At 63.8% G+C, this 15,511-nt stretch carries 15 protein-coding genes; 13 read left to right on the forward strand and 2 right to left on the reverse strand.

Annotated elements, in window-relative coordinates:
- Positions 1-36: 36 nt before the first annotated feature.
- Positions 37-597: a hypothetical protein gene (locus AC1C2Q_RS16465; protein ID WP_495451010.1), complete on the reverse strand. Its 561-nt coding sequence runs from the start codon at positions 595-597 to the stop codon at positions 37-39.
- 170 nt (positions 598-767) lie between these two features.
- On the opposite strand from AC1C2Q_RS16465, the gene coaE reads away from it, so the two are divergent.
- The 3 genes from coaE to AC1C2Q_RS16480 are packed head-to-tail and all read left to right on the forward strand — an operon-like array spanning position 768 to position 3,842.
- Positions 768-1,376 (forward strand): dephospho-CoA kinase, encoded by a 609-nt coding sequence (coaE, locus tag AC1C2Q_RS16470; protein ID WP_495451011.1) that lies wholly within the window; start codon positions 768-770, stop codon positions 1,374-1,376.
- Positions 1,377-1,421: 45 nt separating this feature from the next.
- Positions 1,422-3,494, forward strand: a complete 2,073-nt coding sequence (gene uvrB, locus AC1C2Q_RS16475) for an excinuclease ABC subunit UvrB (RefSeq protein WP_495451012.1) — start codon at positions 1,422-1,424, stop codon at positions 3,492-3,494.
- 18 nt (positions 3,495-3,512) lie between these two features.
- Positions 3,513-3,842, forward strand: coding sequence for a TfoX/Sxy family protein (locus AC1C2Q_RS16480; protein ID WP_495451013.1), 330 nt, complete (start codon positions 3,513-3,515; stop codon positions 3,840-3,842).
- 27 nt (positions 3,843-3,869) lie between these two features.
- Here AC1C2Q_RS16480 and AC1C2Q_RS16485 read toward each other — a convergent pair whose 3' ends face one another.
- A complete protein-coding gene (locus AC1C2Q_RS16485) occupies positions 3,870-4,115 on the reverse strand; it encodes a hypothetical protein (protein WP_495451014.1) in 246 nt (81 codons plus the stop codon).
- A 45-nt stretch (positions 4,116-4,160) separates the two neighbouring features.
- Here AC1C2Q_RS16485 and AC1C2Q_RS16490 point away from each other — a divergent pair, with 45 nt between their 5' ends.
- From AC1C2Q_RS16490 to whiA, 10 genes are all read left to right on the forward strand, one after another.
- Entirely contained in the window at positions 4,161-4,598 is a 438-nt protein-coding gene (locus AC1C2Q_RS16490) for a MarR family winged helix-turn-helix transcriptional regulator (protein ID WP_495428519.1), read from the forward strand.
- Between the two features lie 65 nt (positions 4,599-4,663).
- On the forward strand, positions 4,664-5,353 hold the full coding sequence (locus AC1C2Q_RS16495; RefSeq protein WP_495451015.1) for a DUF4129 domain-containing protein: 690 nt from the start codon (positions 4,664-4,666) through the stop codon (positions 5,351-5,353).
- Positions 5,350-5,820, forward strand: coding sequence for a hypothetical protein (locus AC1C2Q_RS16500; RefSeq protein WP_495451016.1), 471 nt, complete (start codon positions 5,350-5,352; stop codon positions 5,818-5,820). The genes AC1C2Q_RS16495 and AC1C2Q_RS16500 overlap by 4 nt, the downstream gene beginning before the upstream one ends.
- Positions 5,817-6,800, forward strand: a complete 984-nt coding sequence (locus AC1C2Q_RS16505; protein ID WP_495451017.1) for an AAA family ATPase — start codon at positions 5,817-5,819, stop codon at positions 6,798-6,800. Before AC1C2Q_RS16500 ends, AC1C2Q_RS16505 begins: the two co-directional genes overlap by 4 nt.
- A gap of 11 nt (positions 6,801-6,811) precedes the next feature.
- Positions 6,812-8,062 carry a DUF58 domain-containing protein gene (locus AC1C2Q_RS16510; RefSeq protein WP_495451018.1) on the forward strand — a complete coding sequence of 417 codons (1,251 nt, stop codon included), beginning with the start codon at positions 6,812-6,814 and terminating at the stop codon, positions 8,060-8,062.
- Entirely contained in the window at positions 8,059-8,589 is a 531-nt protein-coding gene (locus AC1C2Q_RS16515) for a hypothetical protein (protein ID WP_495451019.1), read from the forward strand. The genes AC1C2Q_RS16510 and AC1C2Q_RS16515 overlap by 4 nt, the downstream gene beginning before the upstream one ends.
- Positions 8,590-8,635: 46 nt before the next feature.
- Positions 8,636-11,524 (forward strand): excinuclease ABC subunit UvrA, encoded by a 2,889-nt coding sequence (uvrA, locus tag AC1C2Q_RS16520; RefSeq protein WP_495428525.1) that lies wholly within the window; start codon positions 8,636-8,638, stop codon positions 11,522-11,524.
- On the forward strand, positions 11,524-13,425 hold the full coding sequence (gene uvrC / locus AC1C2Q_RS16525) for an excinuclease ABC subunit UvrC (RefSeq protein WP_495451020.1): 1,902 nt from the start codon (positions 11,524-11,526) through the stop codon (positions 13,423-13,425). Before uvrA ends, uvrC begins: the two co-directional genes overlap by 1 nt.
- A gap of 29 nt (positions 13,426-13,454) precedes the next feature.
- Positions 13,455-14,327, forward strand: a complete 873-nt coding sequence (rapZ, locus tag AC1C2Q_RS16530) for an RNase adapter RapZ (protein WP_495428527.1) — start codon at positions 13,455-13,457, stop codon at positions 14,325-14,327.
- A gap of 70 nt (positions 14,328-14,397) precedes the next feature.
- Positions 14,398-15,375, forward strand: coding sequence for a DNA-binding protein WhiA (gene whiA / locus AC1C2Q_RS16535; protein ID WP_495428528.1), 978 nt, complete (start codon positions 14,398-14,400; stop codon positions 15,373-15,375).
- Positions 15,376-15,511: the final 136 nt, after the last annotated feature.

Here is a 15,511-nt window from a genome sequence, read left to right on the forward strand (position 1 = left end):
GCGGTCGGACGCGATGTGCGTCCGACCGCCGAAGGATCAGTTGGCTGTGGCGGTGCCAGCGATAGTGACGATGATGGTCCCCGACTCGCCCTGGTTGTCGACCGTCCAGTCGCTGGGCGCTTCGACGACGAGCTGGAACTGATCGCTCGGTGTGGCGCCGTCCGCGTTGGTCAGCGTCGTGGCCAGACCTTCGACGGTCGCGGTCGGGTTGGCCGCGAAGGTGGAGCCGGCGAACTCGACCGATGAGGTGAGAGCAGCGCCAACCGAGCCGAAGTTCTTGATGTCGAGGTCGATCGTGCGCGACTCACCCGGGAGCATGTTCGCCAGTTCCGAGGAATCGATGACGAGCTCGAGGTTACCCTCCGCGCCGTCGTGCCAGGTCGTACCGCCGTCGATCGAGCCCTGCAGGTCGAACGTCGCAGCCTCGGCCTGCGCCGAGAAGAACACGTTGTCGGTCCAGGCTGCGCTGGTGGCTGCGGCGCCGATACCGCCGATGGCGAGTGCAGCGAGCCCGAACGCGATGAAGGGGCGGCGCTTGCCGTTGCGGGGCTCGTCTGCAGCGGTGACTGTGGTGGTGGTGGTGGTGTTCTCGTTCATGACTCGACCTTTCAAGGGAATCTGTGGGTTTCGCCGAGGTCTTGCCCCGATCCGGTCCCCGGTTTCGGTGACACTTCGAAACTACGAGCCGCGCCTCAGCGCCTCCGCAGGCTAGCCTCAGGCTCCGCTGAGGTTCGGCTTATGTTCGCCTGCGTGGCATCCTCGTAGACATGCCCCTTGTTGCACTCACCGGTGGAATCGCGTCCGGCAAATCCACGATCTCCCGCCGCCTGGCCGAGCACGGCGCCGTCATCATCGACGCCGACCAGATCGTGCGCGACGTGCAGAGCACTGGCTCACCCGTGCTCGCCGAGATTGCCGATGCGTTCGGGCCCGAGGTGATTAGCGATGATGGAGCCCTCGACCGGGCCGCGCTCGGCGCGCTCGTCTTCGGTGACAAAGCCGCGCTGCGGCGTCTGAACGGCATCGTCCATCCCGCGGTGCGGGTGGAGTCGCAGCGCCGGTTCGATGAGGCGCTCGCCGCTGATCCCGACGCTGTGGTTGTCTACGACGTCCCCCTGCTCGTGGAGGCGCGGGTCGACGATCCGTGGGATCTCATCGTGGTAGCCGATGCGCCCTCAGAGATGCGGCACGCGCGGCTGATCGAGCTGAGGGCGATGACGCGGGATGAGGCAACTGCGCGCATCGCCGCACAGGTCTCGGATGAGCGGCGACGCGCCATCGCCGACGTCGTGATCGACACCTCGACCACCATCGCGGCGACCAGGGAGCAGGCGGACGACCTGTGGCGGCGCCTCACCGGTGAGGCCGCGGGCTGACGCCCTCACGACCCGCGTGTCTGATGTCACGCCTACGCTGGAGACATGCAACCTACGCGCAGCGTCCGTCCGTTCGAGGTGATCAGCGATTACACGCCTGCCGGCGACCAGCCGCAGGCGATCGCTGAACTCACGGCGCGCATCAACGCCGGTGAGACCGATGTTGTGCTGCTCGGCGCGACCGGAACCGGAAAGTCGGCGACGACAGCCTGGCTGATCGAGCAGGTTCAGCGCCCGACTCTGGTGCTGGCGCATAACAAGACGCTCGCGGCGCAGCTGGCGAACGAGTTCCGTGAGCTCATGCCGAACAATGCGGTGGAGTACTTCGTCTCGTACTACGACTACTACCAGCCCGAGGCATACGTACCGCAGACAGACACGTTCATCGAGAAGGACTCCTCGATCAACGCCGAGGTCGAGCGTCTGCGTCACTCCACGACGAACTCGCTGCTCAGCCGGCGCGATGTCATCGTCGTCTCCACGGTGTCGTGTATCTACGGACTCGGCGCTCCGGAAGAGTATCTGCGCGCGATGGTCGCCCTGCAGGTGGGGGAGCGCTATGACCGGGACGCCCTCATCCGCCAGTTCATCGCGATGCAGTACAACCGCAACGATGTCGATTTCTCGCGCGGCAACTTCCGCGTGCGCGGCGACACGATTGAGATCATTCCGGTCTACGAAGAGACCGCGATCCGCATCGAGCTGTTCGGCGACGAGATCGAAGCGCTGTACTCGCTGCATCCACTCACGGGCGACATCATCGCGAAGCTTGATGCGGTGCCGATCTTCCCCGCCTCACACTACGTTGCCGGCACGGAAGTGATCCAGCGTTCGATCGGAACGATTGAAGCTGAGCTCGAAGAGCGTCTTGCGGAGTTCGAGCGTCAGGGAAAGCTGCTCGAAGCGCAGCGACTGCGCATGCGCACCACTTTCGATCTTGAGATGCTGCAGCAATTGGGATTCTGCTCCGGGATCGAGAACTACTCCCGCCATATGGACGGCAGAGCACCGGGGGAGCCGCCGCATACGCTGCTCGACTTCTTCCCCGATGACTTCCTGATGGTGATCGACGAATCTCATGTGGCGGTGCCGCAAATCGGTGCGATGTACGAGGGGGATGCGTCACGTAAGCGCACACTCGTGGATCACGGCTTCCGGCTGCCGAGCGCGATGGACAACCGACCGCTGCGGTTCGACGAGTTCAAGAACCGTATCGGTCAGACGGTGTATCTCTCGGCGACCCCTGGGAAATACGAGATGGGCATCGCCGACGGCATCGTCGAGCAGATCATCCGCCCCACCGGCTTGATCGATCCCGAGATCATCGTGAAGCCGTCGAAGGGGCAGATCGACGATCTGCTGGAAGAGATTCGACTGCGGGTGGAGCGTAATGAGCGAGTACTCGTCACAACTCTGACTAAGAAGATGTCGGAAGAGCTCACCGACTTCCTCAGCGAGCACGGTGTCCGAGTACGCTACCTGCACTCCGACGTCGACACACTTCGCCGCGTCGAACTGCTCAGCGAACTGCGCGCCGGTGTCTACGACGTGTTGGTCGGCATCAACCTGCTTCGAGAGGGCCTCGACCTTCCTGAGGTGTCTCTGGTGGCGATCTTGGATGCCGACAAGGAAGGGTTCCTCCGCTCGGGTACGTCTCTGATTCAGACGATCGGTCGTGCCGCTCGAAATGTCTCCGGCCAGGTGCACATGTACGCCGACAGGATCACCGACTCGATGGCGAAGGCCATCGAGGAGACGGATCGTCGTCGCGAGAAGCAAGTCGCGTACAACTTGGAGCACGGGATCGACCCGCAGCCGCTGCGCAAGCGGATCGCTGACATCACGGACGTGCTCAACCGCGAAGCATCCGACACTCAGGAACTGCTGCGCGGCAAAGGCACGAAGTCTGGCAAGGGTAAGAGCCCGACACCTCAGTTGCGGCGCGTGGGCATCGCGGCCGAAGGTGCTGAGCAACTGGAGGCGATGATCCAGGATCTCTCCGACCAGATGCTCGCGGCGGCGGGCGAGTTGAAGTTCGAACTCGCCGGACGACTGCGAGACGAAGTGCAAGACCTGAAGAAAGAACTGCGCGCCATGGAGCGCGCGGGTCACGCGTGATCAGCGGGAGGCGACAGGGTGGATACGGCGGGACTCGCGCTGGCTGACCGAGTCAGGGCGATGCTGGGTGCGGAGCCGGGGTGCGAAGAGAAATCGATGTTCGGCAGCCGTGCGTTCCTCCTGCATGGGCGAATCCTTGTTGGAGCGCGCAAAGGGGGCGTGCTGCTCGTGCATGCGTCCGATGAGCAGGCGGCGACACTGCTGATGCAGACAGGAGCATCGCGCGCGATCATGGGCTCGCGCACGATGAAGTCGGGCTGGCTGGACGTCGCGGCGGACGCGCTCGTTGATGACACGCAGTTGATGTTCTGGCTGGATGTCGCCAGAGAGGACAACGCTGACCGGTGACGCGATTGAGTCACTCCGAAGCGTGCGCTATCGCGGGCAGTGCATGAGCGGCTTCGTGCCGGAGCGATCGATCTCATGCTCAGTCATGGGGTGGCCACACAGCGGACATGCACGCTCAGCGCGCTCCGCCGCACTGGGTGGCGGCGTCGACTCGTACGGGCCGACCGCGGCCGGACCTGCAAGGCGGATCAGGTTTGAGTTGAACCACCTGTACAGTCCGCCCGCTTCGCGGATACGTGTGCGAAGGGGCACTCGATTTGAACTGTTCTCCATGATGCTTAGTGTACTAATTATTAGCGCCATATGTATAATCGAACTGTGAAGAGTTCCGATGACCTGCTCAAGCTGGAGAACCAGCTCTGCTTTGCACTCGTGACGGCAGCCCGCAACGTCGTATCGATCTATCGGCCGATCCTCGAGCCGCTGGGGCTCACCCATCCGCAGTACCTGGTGATGCTGGCTCTGTGGGAGCGGTCGCCCCGAACACTGAACGATCTTGCGGCCGACCTCGCCCTCGACTCCGCAACTGCCTCGCCGCTGGTCAAAAGGCTAGAGAAAGAGGGACTCATTGCGCGCGAACGCAGCAGCGCAGATGAGCGTCGCCTCGACATCACACTCACCGATGCGGGAAGAGCACTTCGCGCCCGCGCTGTCGATGTGCCGCACCAGGTGATGGCCGCGGTGCACATGAACGTCGAGCAGGTCGCGACTCTCCGTGACGGGTTATCCCCATTTTCTGGTCGCGTGGACAAGTGACTTGCGCCCACCCCATAGGGTGAGGACATGCGCTGCGTCACACCGATCTATGGTCGGTGCGTGGCGTGAAGCGGCTCGCACTCTTCGGCTCTGTCGCCGGTCTGTTTCTGATCGTCATGATCGCGGCATCCGTGCAGGGGATCCCTGAGATCAACCCTCCGGACCTTGAACCGCGCGATACTCCGCCTCTCCAAGCGACCACCGAACCGATGCCGACGGGCACACCGACTCCGCTTCCGGAGTCGAACTCAGACATCGTCAGCGCAATCATCGGGATCATCTTCATTGTGCTTGCGAGCGCTGCCGCGATCGCGATCATCGTGCTGGTGGTTCGCGCGCTGATGCGCGCATGGCGCGATCGTCCCATGCGCATCCGCGATGGGAGCGAGGTCGGCCAAGACCTCGAAGAGCAAGCGCTGCCCGAAGAACCTGACGCTGCAGCTCCGGTGATCCGTCGCGGCATCGAAGGTGCGCTGCGGATCATCGATGAGCGCGTTGTTCCGACCGACGCGATCATCGCAGCGTGGGTCGGCCTCGAGGAGAGTGCAGCCGATGCGGGGATCGCACGCGGCGTGAGCGAAACACCATCAGAGTTCGCGTTGCGCATCATCACCCGCCGTGAGGGCATCTCAGATGCCGCGCAGGAGCTGCTGCGACTGTACGAGAGCGTCCGCTTCGGCGGCCATACAGCCGGCGAGGACGACCGCGACAGCGCACGCGCCGCGCTCCGGATCATCGAGGAGGGGTGGCGATGACGCGTTCTCGAATCTTTGTCGCGCTCGCGGTTGCCGGTGTTGTGGCGCTCATTCTGTTCTTCGCCGTCGGCGTGGAACTGGTGTTCGCGATCGCATGGGCTGTGCTCGCCGGACTCCTGGCGCTGCTGTCACAGCTTGCACTCCCGGATGACCCCAGAGTCGATGCGCCTGACATCCCTGCCGGGCCCGAGCGTCGCGGCACCGCGATCGCACAGATGGCATGGTCTCTGAATCCGAGCACGGGACATGCCGGTGAGCTCATCACCCGTCGGGTGCGCAGAACGCTCAGTCGCGGCTTGCGGCGCCATGGGCTCGACACCGAGAATCCTGAGCACCGGAATCAGATCGACGCGCTGGTGGGGATCGACGTCTGGGATCGGCTCGTCGGACCTGGAACGAAGCGCCAAGACCTCGAACGCGCTCTGGATACCATCGACAGGCTTTCACCGACGAAGGAGAAGAAATGACCGAGAACACCTCGATCGCCCGGGACACCTCGATCGCAGAAACCGGTGCTCAGATCCTCGCCGCCGTTCGCACCGTCGTGGTCGGGATGGACAACCCGGTCGAGATCGCACTGGCGACCATTCTCGCCGGCGGTCACGTGCTGTTCGAAGATGTGCCTGGACTTGGCAAAACGCTCGCGGCCAGAAGCTTGGCATCCGCTCTCGGTCTCGACTTCCGTCGCCTGCAATGCACGCCGGACATGCTCCCTGGAGACGTGACAGGGTCGTATGTCTACGCGCCGGATACCGGCGAGTTCGTATTTCGCCCCGGGCCGATCTTCACCGGTCTGCTGCTTGCCGACGAGATCAACCGCACGACACCTAAGACACAATCGGCCATGTTGGAGGCGATGGCGGAGCGCCAGGTGACCGTTGAGGGCAACAGCTTTCCGCTCGCCGCGCCCTTCCACGTGATCGCGACGTCGAACCCGATTGAATACGAAGGCACGTATGCCCTGCCGGAGGCACAGCTTGATCGCTTCATGGTGCGACTGTCTGTGGGATACCCGGAGGAGGCCGGCGAGACTCAAATTCTGATGAACCGCATCGCTCGTCAGCAGGAGGCAACCAGCGTGGCGCCGGTGATCGATGCGGCGCGGCTCGTCGAAGTGCAGCAGGCCGTCGAAGCGATCCACGTGCATCCGGACATCGCGCGATACTGCGTGGATATCGCCCGCGCCACACGTCACGCGCAGAACGTCGCAGTCGGAGCGTCGCCGCGCGGATCGTTGGGACTGCTTCTGCTCGGCCGCGCTCTCGCTGCGCTGGACGGCCGCGAGTTTGTGCGCCCCGATGACATCAAGCGAATCGCTGTGCCGGTGCTCGCGCATCGCCTGACTCTGACGCCGCAGGCTTGGGCGCAGGGGGTCAGCGCCGAGCAGGTGATTCAGGGCATTGTGAGTCAGGTGCCAGTGCCGCCGACGGTGGGTGCGCCGGCGTGAAGGTCGGTTCTATGCAGAGCCGCTGGGGGCCTGGGCTGGTGCTCGCCTTCGCCTGTGCTGCTGCGCTCGCTGGTTTGGGACTGATCTTCTCGCGGCCCGACGTCGTTGCGATGGGAATGCCGCTGGCGTTGCTGAGCGGAGCGGCGCTGAATCGGCGCCATGATGCGGAATCAGTTGCGGTCACGCTGAGGGCGCTGCCCGCCGAAAACGACGACGGAGTCCTGCGCACCGAGATCAACGTCACGGGGGACGCGGAGCTGGCCGAACTCGTCGTGGTGCAGTCAGAGCGGCGTCGACGCCATCTGCTTGTGCCCGTCGGCGGCGCGTCTGTGATCTCGCTCAGTCGGTCGCTGCACTCGGGGCCCGTCACCGCGGTGAAGGCATCCGCTCGGGGACTCTCCGTCGATGGCGCGGTGCTCGGCGCTGCAACGGCGATCACACAGTCTGTCCGCAGCATCGCTCCCGCTGAGACTTCGCTGCCGTTGCTGCCACTATCGCCAAGACTGACCGGCATGCACGGCAGTCATGAAGGGCGGCGGCAGGGCCAGGGCGGCGACTTCCGAGATATCCATCAATTCGTTCCAGGGGATGAGCTGCGTCGTGTGGACTGGCGTGCCACCGCTCGCATGGCGCGCCGGCCAGGCGATCTGATGGTGCGACGCACGAACACTCTGAGCGACGCGACTGTCGTCATCGCAATGGACACGGCAGATGATCTGGGCGCTGCGGTGGCGACGTGGGGGAGCGGTGATCTGGAACGCAGTGGCGTGACCTCGCTTGATCTCTCGCGGCAGGCGGCACGGTCGATTGCCACCGCCGCTATCGCCGCGGGGGACCGAGTGACACTGCACGTGCTCATGCATGGCGGGCGTTCGGTGCGCAGTGGGGCTGGCGCCCGGCATCTGGCCCGCGTCGAAGCGGCGATCGCCGCGACCGGACAGGCCGGCGAAGATACGCGATTTCGCCGGACACCGCCGGTGCCTCACGGTTCGGTGATCTTCGTGCTCTCGACGTTCTTCGACGGTGCGGCATCCGATATCGCCCTAATGTGGCGGGCAGCAGGACATCGTGTGGTCGCGGTCGACATCTTGCCGGTGCTTGATCGCGCGAGGCTGAGCAGAGAACAGCAGGTGGCGCTGCGCACCGTCCTGGCCGAGCGCGAAGAAGTGCTGCACGACCTGGGCAACGCCGGCGTCGACACAGCGGCGTGGGGGAACGACGTGGGAGCGGCGTTGCGCGCGATGGCGAGGACCAGACAATGAGCGGACTCCGTCGCACGAACGATCGACTTCGCACCGCCGCTTCGATTTCAGCGGTCGGACTGCGTGCATTGTTCATCGTGTTTGTCTCTGTCGTGGCCTTCCTGCTTGTGCCGGTGACCGGCTGGCAGATCGCCGTCGTGGCGGCAGCTGTGTTGGGCGTGATCGTGCCGCAGAGCTTCGGCGGATGGTTCTCGATCGCAGGCGTCGCCGTCGGAATGTTGATGAACGATCCCAGCATCTGGCGGGCAATGGTCGCTGTGCTCGCCGTGCACATCATCCATGTCGTGTCGTCGCTGCTATTGGTGATCCCGTGGCGTTCTCGGGTGGTGCTCGCAGCCCTGTGGCCGAGCATGCGCCGTGTGCTGCTCATCCAACTCATCGCTCAACCGCTGACGCTGCTGGTGATGCTGGCGTTCCTCTCAGGGGTAGTGACCGTGGCCGGCGCGGCGATCATCGGGGCCAGCGCGCTGGTGTCATTCGCGATCCTGTTCCTGCTGCGGACGAAACGCGCTGAGCGGCGTTCCTGAACGTTGTAGCGGAGCCAATGTCTGTGGCCCCTCGTAGACTTGTTCGGTGCCTATTGTCCCCGTAGTCAGCGCCGGAAAACTCAGTGTTCGCGGTGCCCGCGTCCACAACCTCAAGAACGTCGACATCGATATCCCACGCGACTCGCTCGTCGTGTTCACCGGCCTGTCCGGATCCGGGAAGTCCAGTCTCGCTTTCGACACGATCTTCGCCGAAGGCCAGCGTCGTTACGTCGAATCGCTGAGCGCCTACGCGCGGCAGTTCCTCGGACAGGTCGACCGTCCTGACGTCGACTTCATCGAGGGGCTAAGCCCCGCAGTGTCGATCGATCAGAAATCGACGAACCGTAACCCGCGCTCGACGGTCGGCACGATCACCGAGATCTATGACTACATGCGTCTGCTCTGGGCGCGCATCGGCATCCCGCACTGTCCGGAATGCGGGGAGAAGATCCAGCGCCAGACGGTGCAGCAGATCGCGGATCAGCTCATGGAGCTGCCAGACCGCACCCGCTACCAGATCGTGGCGCCGATCGTCTCGCAGAAGAAGGGCGAGTTCGTCGACCTGTTCCGCGAGCTCGGCGCGAAGGGCTATTCGCGTGCCATCGTCGACGGCGATCTCATCCAGTTGGCTGAGCCGCCGACGCTGAAGAAGAGCTACAAGCACGACATCGCCGTGGTCGTTGACCGACTCGTCGCATCCGATGACATTCTCGGCCGCGTCACCGACTCCGTCGAGACCGCGCTGGGCCTCGCCGACGGCGTCGTGCAGGTCAACTTCGTCGAGGCGGAGGGCGAAGACGCCTGGCAGTCATATTCTGAGAATCTGGCTTGCCCCAACGGGCACGCGATCACGCTCACCGAGATCGAGCCGCGCACCTTCTCGTTCAACGCCCCGTTCGGCGCCTGCCCGACCTGTTCCGGTCTCGGCACACGCATGTCGGTCGATGTCGATCTGATGCTGGGCGATGAAGAACTCTCCATCCGCGAGGGGGCCATCATCCCATGGACGACGCAGGGCAAGGGGTTGTTCCAGTACTACGAGCGACTCCTCGATGGTCTTGCTCGTGACCTGAACTTCGATCTCGACACGCCGTGGAAAGACCTGCGCGTAGACGTGCAGGATGCCATTCTCCGTGGCGAGAACTACAAGGTCACGGTCAAGTGGAAGAACCGCTACGGCCGGGAGATGCGTTATGCCTCCGGCTTCGAGGGTGTGGTGCCATACATCGAGCGTCAGTACGCGCAAGCAGAGAGCGACAATCAGCGCGCGCGCTGGGGCGAGTACCTCCGCGAAGTGCCGTGCCCCGCGTGCGATGGCAACCGTCTCAAGCCTGAGGTGCTTGCCGTCAAGGTGCACGGGCACTCGATCGCCGAGGTCTCGCACCTGAGCCTGGCCGACGCGCACGATTTCATGGCGACGCTGAGTCTCACCGACCGTGAGGCGAAGATCGCGGCTCAGGTGCTGCGCGAGATTCGACTCCGTCTTGACTTCCTGTTGCAGGTGGGCCTCGCATACTTGAATCTCAGTCGCGCGGCCGGCTCACTCTCCGGCGGTGAAGCGCAGCGCATCCGTCTGGCGACCCAGATCGGTTCCGGGCTCACCGGTGTGCTCTACGTTCTCGATGAGCCGTCGATCGGCCTGCACCAGCGCGACAATCGACGTCTGATCGACACTCTGCAGAAGTTGCGTGACCTCGGAAATACGTTGATCGTCGTTGAACACGATGAAGAGACGATCGAGGCGGCCGACTGGGTCGTCGATATCGGACCTGGTGCTGGAGTCAACGGCGGCTCTGTCGTGCACTCGGGGCCGTACTCGGCGCTGCTCAGCGAAACAGAGTCGATGACCGGCGACTATCTGGCCGGACGTCGTGAGATTCCGATGCCCAAGAAACGCCGCAAGATCGACAAGAAGCGGTTGCTCAGCGTCGTCGGAGCGCGCGCGAACAATCTGCAGAACGTCACTGCCGACTTCCCACTGGGTGTGCTCACCGCCGTCACCGGCGTGAGCGGCTCAGGCAAGTCTTCGCTGGTCAACGACATCCTCTATCGGGTGCTCGCCTCCAAGCTCAACGGTGCACGCACGCTCGCAGGCAAGCACACTCGCGTGACCGGGCTCGACAACCTCGACAAGGTGGTGCACGTCGATCAGGCGCCCATCGGTCGCACCCCTCGGTCGAACCCGGCGACGTATACCGGTGTCTTCGACCGCATCCGCACACTGTTTAGCGAGACGCCAGAAGCGAAGGTGCGTGGCTACCTGCCTGGCCGGTTCAGCTTCAACGTCAAGGGTGGGCGTTGCGATGCATGCTCCGGCGACGGCACGATCAAGATCGAGATGAACTTCCTGCCTGATGTGTACGTCGACTGCGAGGTCTGCCACGGCAAGCGATACAACCGCGACACGCTCACGGTGCACTACAAGGGCAAGAACATCGCTGAGGTTCTGGAGATGCCGATCGCAGAGGCAGCCGAGTTCTTTGAGCCCATCCAGGCGATCCACCGCTTCATGAAGACGTTGGTCGACGTGGGGCTCGGGTATGTGCGCCTCGGCCAGTCCGCGACTACCCTTTCGGGCGGTGAAGCGCAGCGCGTCAAGCTCGCCACAGAGCTTCAGCGCCGCAGCAACGGCCGCAGCATCTACGTTCTCGACGAACCGACCACGGGCTTGCACTTCGAGGACGTCCGCAAGCTCCTCGAGGTGTTGAACTCTCTCGTGGACAAGGGCAATACCGTGATCGTCATCGAGCACAACCTCGACGTGATCAAGTCCGCAGATTGGGTGATCGACCTCGGACCCGAGGGCGGCTCTGGTGGCGGTCAGATCCTCGCCACCGGCACTCCGGAGCAGATTGCTCGTGTTGAGGAGAGCCACACGGGCATGTTCCTCGGTGAGATCCTCGGCGCGGGACGCGGGGCACGGAAGGCCAGCTGATGGCCGAGGTTTTACCTTACAAGCCCAAACAGGGCGAGATCCCGACTGATCCGGGTGTGTACCGGTTCCGGGATGCTGAGGGGCGTGTGCTGTACGTCGGCAAGGCGAAGAACCTGCGCCAGCGGCTCTCGAACTACTTCGCCCCTCTGCGCACACTGCATGAGCGCACCAGAAGGATGGTCACCACCGCGGCCTCTGTGGAATGGACCGTCGTCCCGACCGACGTGGACTCGCTGCAACTCGAGTACATGTGGATCAAGGAGTTCGATCCGCCGTTCAACGTGCGCTACAAGGACGACAAGTCCTATCCGTTCATGGCGGTGACGCTCGGTGATGAAGCACCCCGCGTGCTGGTCACACGCAATCGGAAGATCCCTCGAGCGCGGTACTTCGGTCCGTACCCGAAGGTGTGGGCGGTGCACGAGACGATCGACCTGATGGTCAAGGCTTTCCCCATCCGCACGTGTAGCGACGCTAGCTACAAGCGCGCCATGGCGACAGGGCGGCCCTGCTTTCCCGGGCAGATCGGCAAGTGCGGTGGCCCCTGCTCGATGAAGGTGACGATCGAGGAACACCGGGCGATGGTCGATGACTTCGTCGCGTTCATGGCAGGCGGAGACGAGCGTTTCGCCAAGGAACTCACCAAGCGGATGCTGGCGGCCTCTGCTGCCATGGATTATGAGGCGGCCGCGAAGTATCGCGACCAGCTGGCCTCGATCGCGGCTGTGCTCGGAAAAAGCTCTCTTGTGCTGCCTGCGGACGAGGATGCTGATCTGTTCGGCATTGCAGAGGACGAACTCGCGGCCACTGTGCAGCACTTCGTGATCCGCGGTGGACGCGTGCGGGGAGTACGCGCGACGACGATCGAGAAGGAGATCGACATCTCCGGTTCCGAGCTCGTCGACCAGGTGCTGCAGCGCGCCTACGGCGAGGGTGTTGATGTGCCGCGGCGCGTGCTCGTGCCCTCGCTCCCGGACGACGCACCAGAGCTCGAGATGTGGCTGCGTGAACGCCGTGGCCGCAAGGTCGAGATCGCCGTGGCGCAGCGTGGCCAGCGTGCGGAAATGATGCGTACGGCAACGCTCAACGCGCAGCAGGCACTCATTCGTCACAAGACTCGTCGCACCACTGACTACGTGGCACGCACCCAGGCCCTCACCGACCTGCAGGAGGCGCTCGACCTTGGCACCGCGCCACTGCGCATCGAGTGCTTCGACATTTCGCATCTCGGCGGCACGAATGTCGTCGCATCCATGGTCGTGTTCGAAGACGGACTGCCGCGGAAAGATCAGTACCGATCGTTCAACATCGCCGAGACGACGGATGACACTGACTCGATGTACCAGGTGCTCATGCGTCGTCTGGCATACCTGGACCGGCCGGATGATGCCGAGTTGCTCGCCGTGGATGCTGACCCACTCGCCGACGGCGAAGAGGTCGTCACGACCCGCAAGAAGCCCCGCTTCTCGTATCCGCCGCAACTGCTGCTCGTTGACGGTGGAAAGCCACAGGTAGAGGCGGCGGCCCGCGCACTGCGCGACTCCGGGCACACCGAGATCGGACTGTGCGGCATCGCGAAACGATTGGAAGAGGTGTGGCTGCCGGGAGAGGACTTCCCCGTGATCCTGCCCCGCACCAGTGAGGCACTCTATCTGCTGCAGCGGCTGCGCGATGAGGCGCACAGGTTCGCCATCATCCATCAGCGCAAGCGCCGCAGAAGCGACATCTCCACGGTGCTCGAGGAGGTTCCTGGCCTCGGTGCGTCACGTATCAAGGTGCTGCTGAAGCACTTCGGATCGGTGACCGCACTGCGCAGTGCGACGTCGGTTCAGATTCAGGAAGTGCAGGGAATCGGCCCCGCACTGGCGCAGAGCATCCACACTCACCTCGCGACTCGATAGGCTGGCCTTCACAGCGAGAAGGAGAACCGATGGCCGACGAGGAGAAGAACGAGTTCCTCATCGTCACCGGCATGTCCGGTGCGGGACGTTCGACAGTGGCGAATGCGCTGGAGGATCTTGACTGGTACGTCGTCGACAACCTCCCGCCGCAGATGCTGCGCCCACTGCTCGATCTCACCGAACTCGGTGGTGGAGCACTTCCCAAGGTTGCCGCAGTCGTCGATGTGCGTGGCCGCAATCTGTTCAACGACTTCCCCGAAGTGGCACGTGCTCTTCGTTCGCGTGGCAGTGTCAAAGTGGTCTTCCTCGACGCCTCTGACGACGTGCTCGTTCGTCGGTTCGAGTCGGTGCGCAGGCCACATCCGCTGCAGGACGACGGCACGCTGCTCGACGGCATCCGTCTGGAGCGTTCTCGACTGACGCTGGTGCGAGAGGCTGCAGACATCGTCATCGACACTTCGTCGTTGAACATTCACCAGCTCGCGACGCAGGTCTCCGAGACCTTCTCCGAGGAGGGTGCAGCCCGGCACCGACTGACGATCCTGAGCTTCGGATTCAAATATGGTCTGCCGACCGACGTGGATCTGGTCGCCGATATGCGTTTTCTCCCGAACCCTTACTGGAACGAAGAGCTGCGCGGACTGACCGGCCAGGACGAGTCAGTACGTGACTACGTGCTCTCTCGCGAGGGTGCCGGTGAGTTTCTTGAGGCATATGCGGCGGCTCTGGAGCCAGTTCTCGCGGGATATCAGCGGGAGAACAAGGGGCACTCGACGGTCGCGATCGGATGCACCGGCGGCAAACATCGCTCCGTCGCGATGTCTGAAGCGCTCGCCAAACGACTGTCGTCGATCCCCGGGATCGCGATCAACGTGCGCCACCGAGACCTAGGCCGAGAATAGATCGGCGCCGCGCCGGGTAAACTAGTTCTTTGCGTCGCGATCCGACGCATGAAGTTTTACAAGGAGTCCCGTGGCACTAACCACCGACGTCAAGGCTGAACTCGTCAGCATCCGCAATGCACCCCCCTCGGTGCGAGTCGCGGAAGTCACCGCAATCCTCCGGTTCGCCGGTGGACTTCACTCGATCGCCGGTCGTGTCGCCGTTGAGGCAGAGGTGGATGCCGATCTGTTGGCACGCCGCGTCGCTCGCGATCTTGCCGAGATCTATGGAGTACGCCCCGAGATCGCCCAGGTGCAATCGTCCGGCTCGCACGATGGCCCACGGTACGCCGTCCGCGTCATCGCCGCGGGGGAGACCCTCGCGCGTCAGACCGGGTTGCTCGATCAGCGCCGTCGCCCCGTGCGGGGGCTGCCAAACAGGCTCACCACAGGATCTCGTGAGGAGATCGCCGGCCTCTGGCGCGGCGCGTTCCTCGCCGCGGGATCGCTCTCTGAGCCTGGTCGCTCGGCAATGCTCGAGGTTTCGTGCCCGACGTCTGAGGCAGCCATGGCGCTCGTCGGCGCCGCTCACCGACTCGGCGTGGCAGCAAAGGCCCGCGAGGTTCGTGGGATGCCGCGCGTGGTTGTGCGCGAAGGCGAAGCGATCCGATCGATTCTGAGCCAGATGGGTGCGCAGAAGACTGCAGCCACCTGGGAAGAGATGCGTCAGCGACGCGAAGTGCGCGCTGGTGTCAACAGGCTCGTCAATTTCGACGATGCGAACCTGCGACGTTCTGCGCAGGCGGCCGTAGCGGCATGCGCTCGTGTTGAGCGGGCGCTGGAGATTCTCGCCGAGGACGTTCCTGACCACCTGCGCCTCGCAGGTGAGCTGCGCCTCGCGCACCGCGATGCGAGTCTTGATGAGCTCGGCCATCACGCGGAGCCACCGCTGACGAAGGACGCCGTCGCTGGCCGCATCCGTCGCCTCTTGGCGATGGCAGACAAGCGCGCTCAGCAGGAGGGGATCTCCGGAACTGAAGCAGCGGTCCCGGTCGGCCTCGACGTCTAGTCCTCACGCCGATGCAGGATGAATTTCTGTCATCGAAGGAAGGATCCCCACCGTGGGGGCGTTGTCGTCGATAAGATGAAAAAGTCTGCTCCTCGCCGCATTTCGGTGGCGCGGAGGACCGACAAGCGCCGCGGCG

It is taken from the genome of Microbacterium sp. Y356 (genome assembly GCF_059445355.1).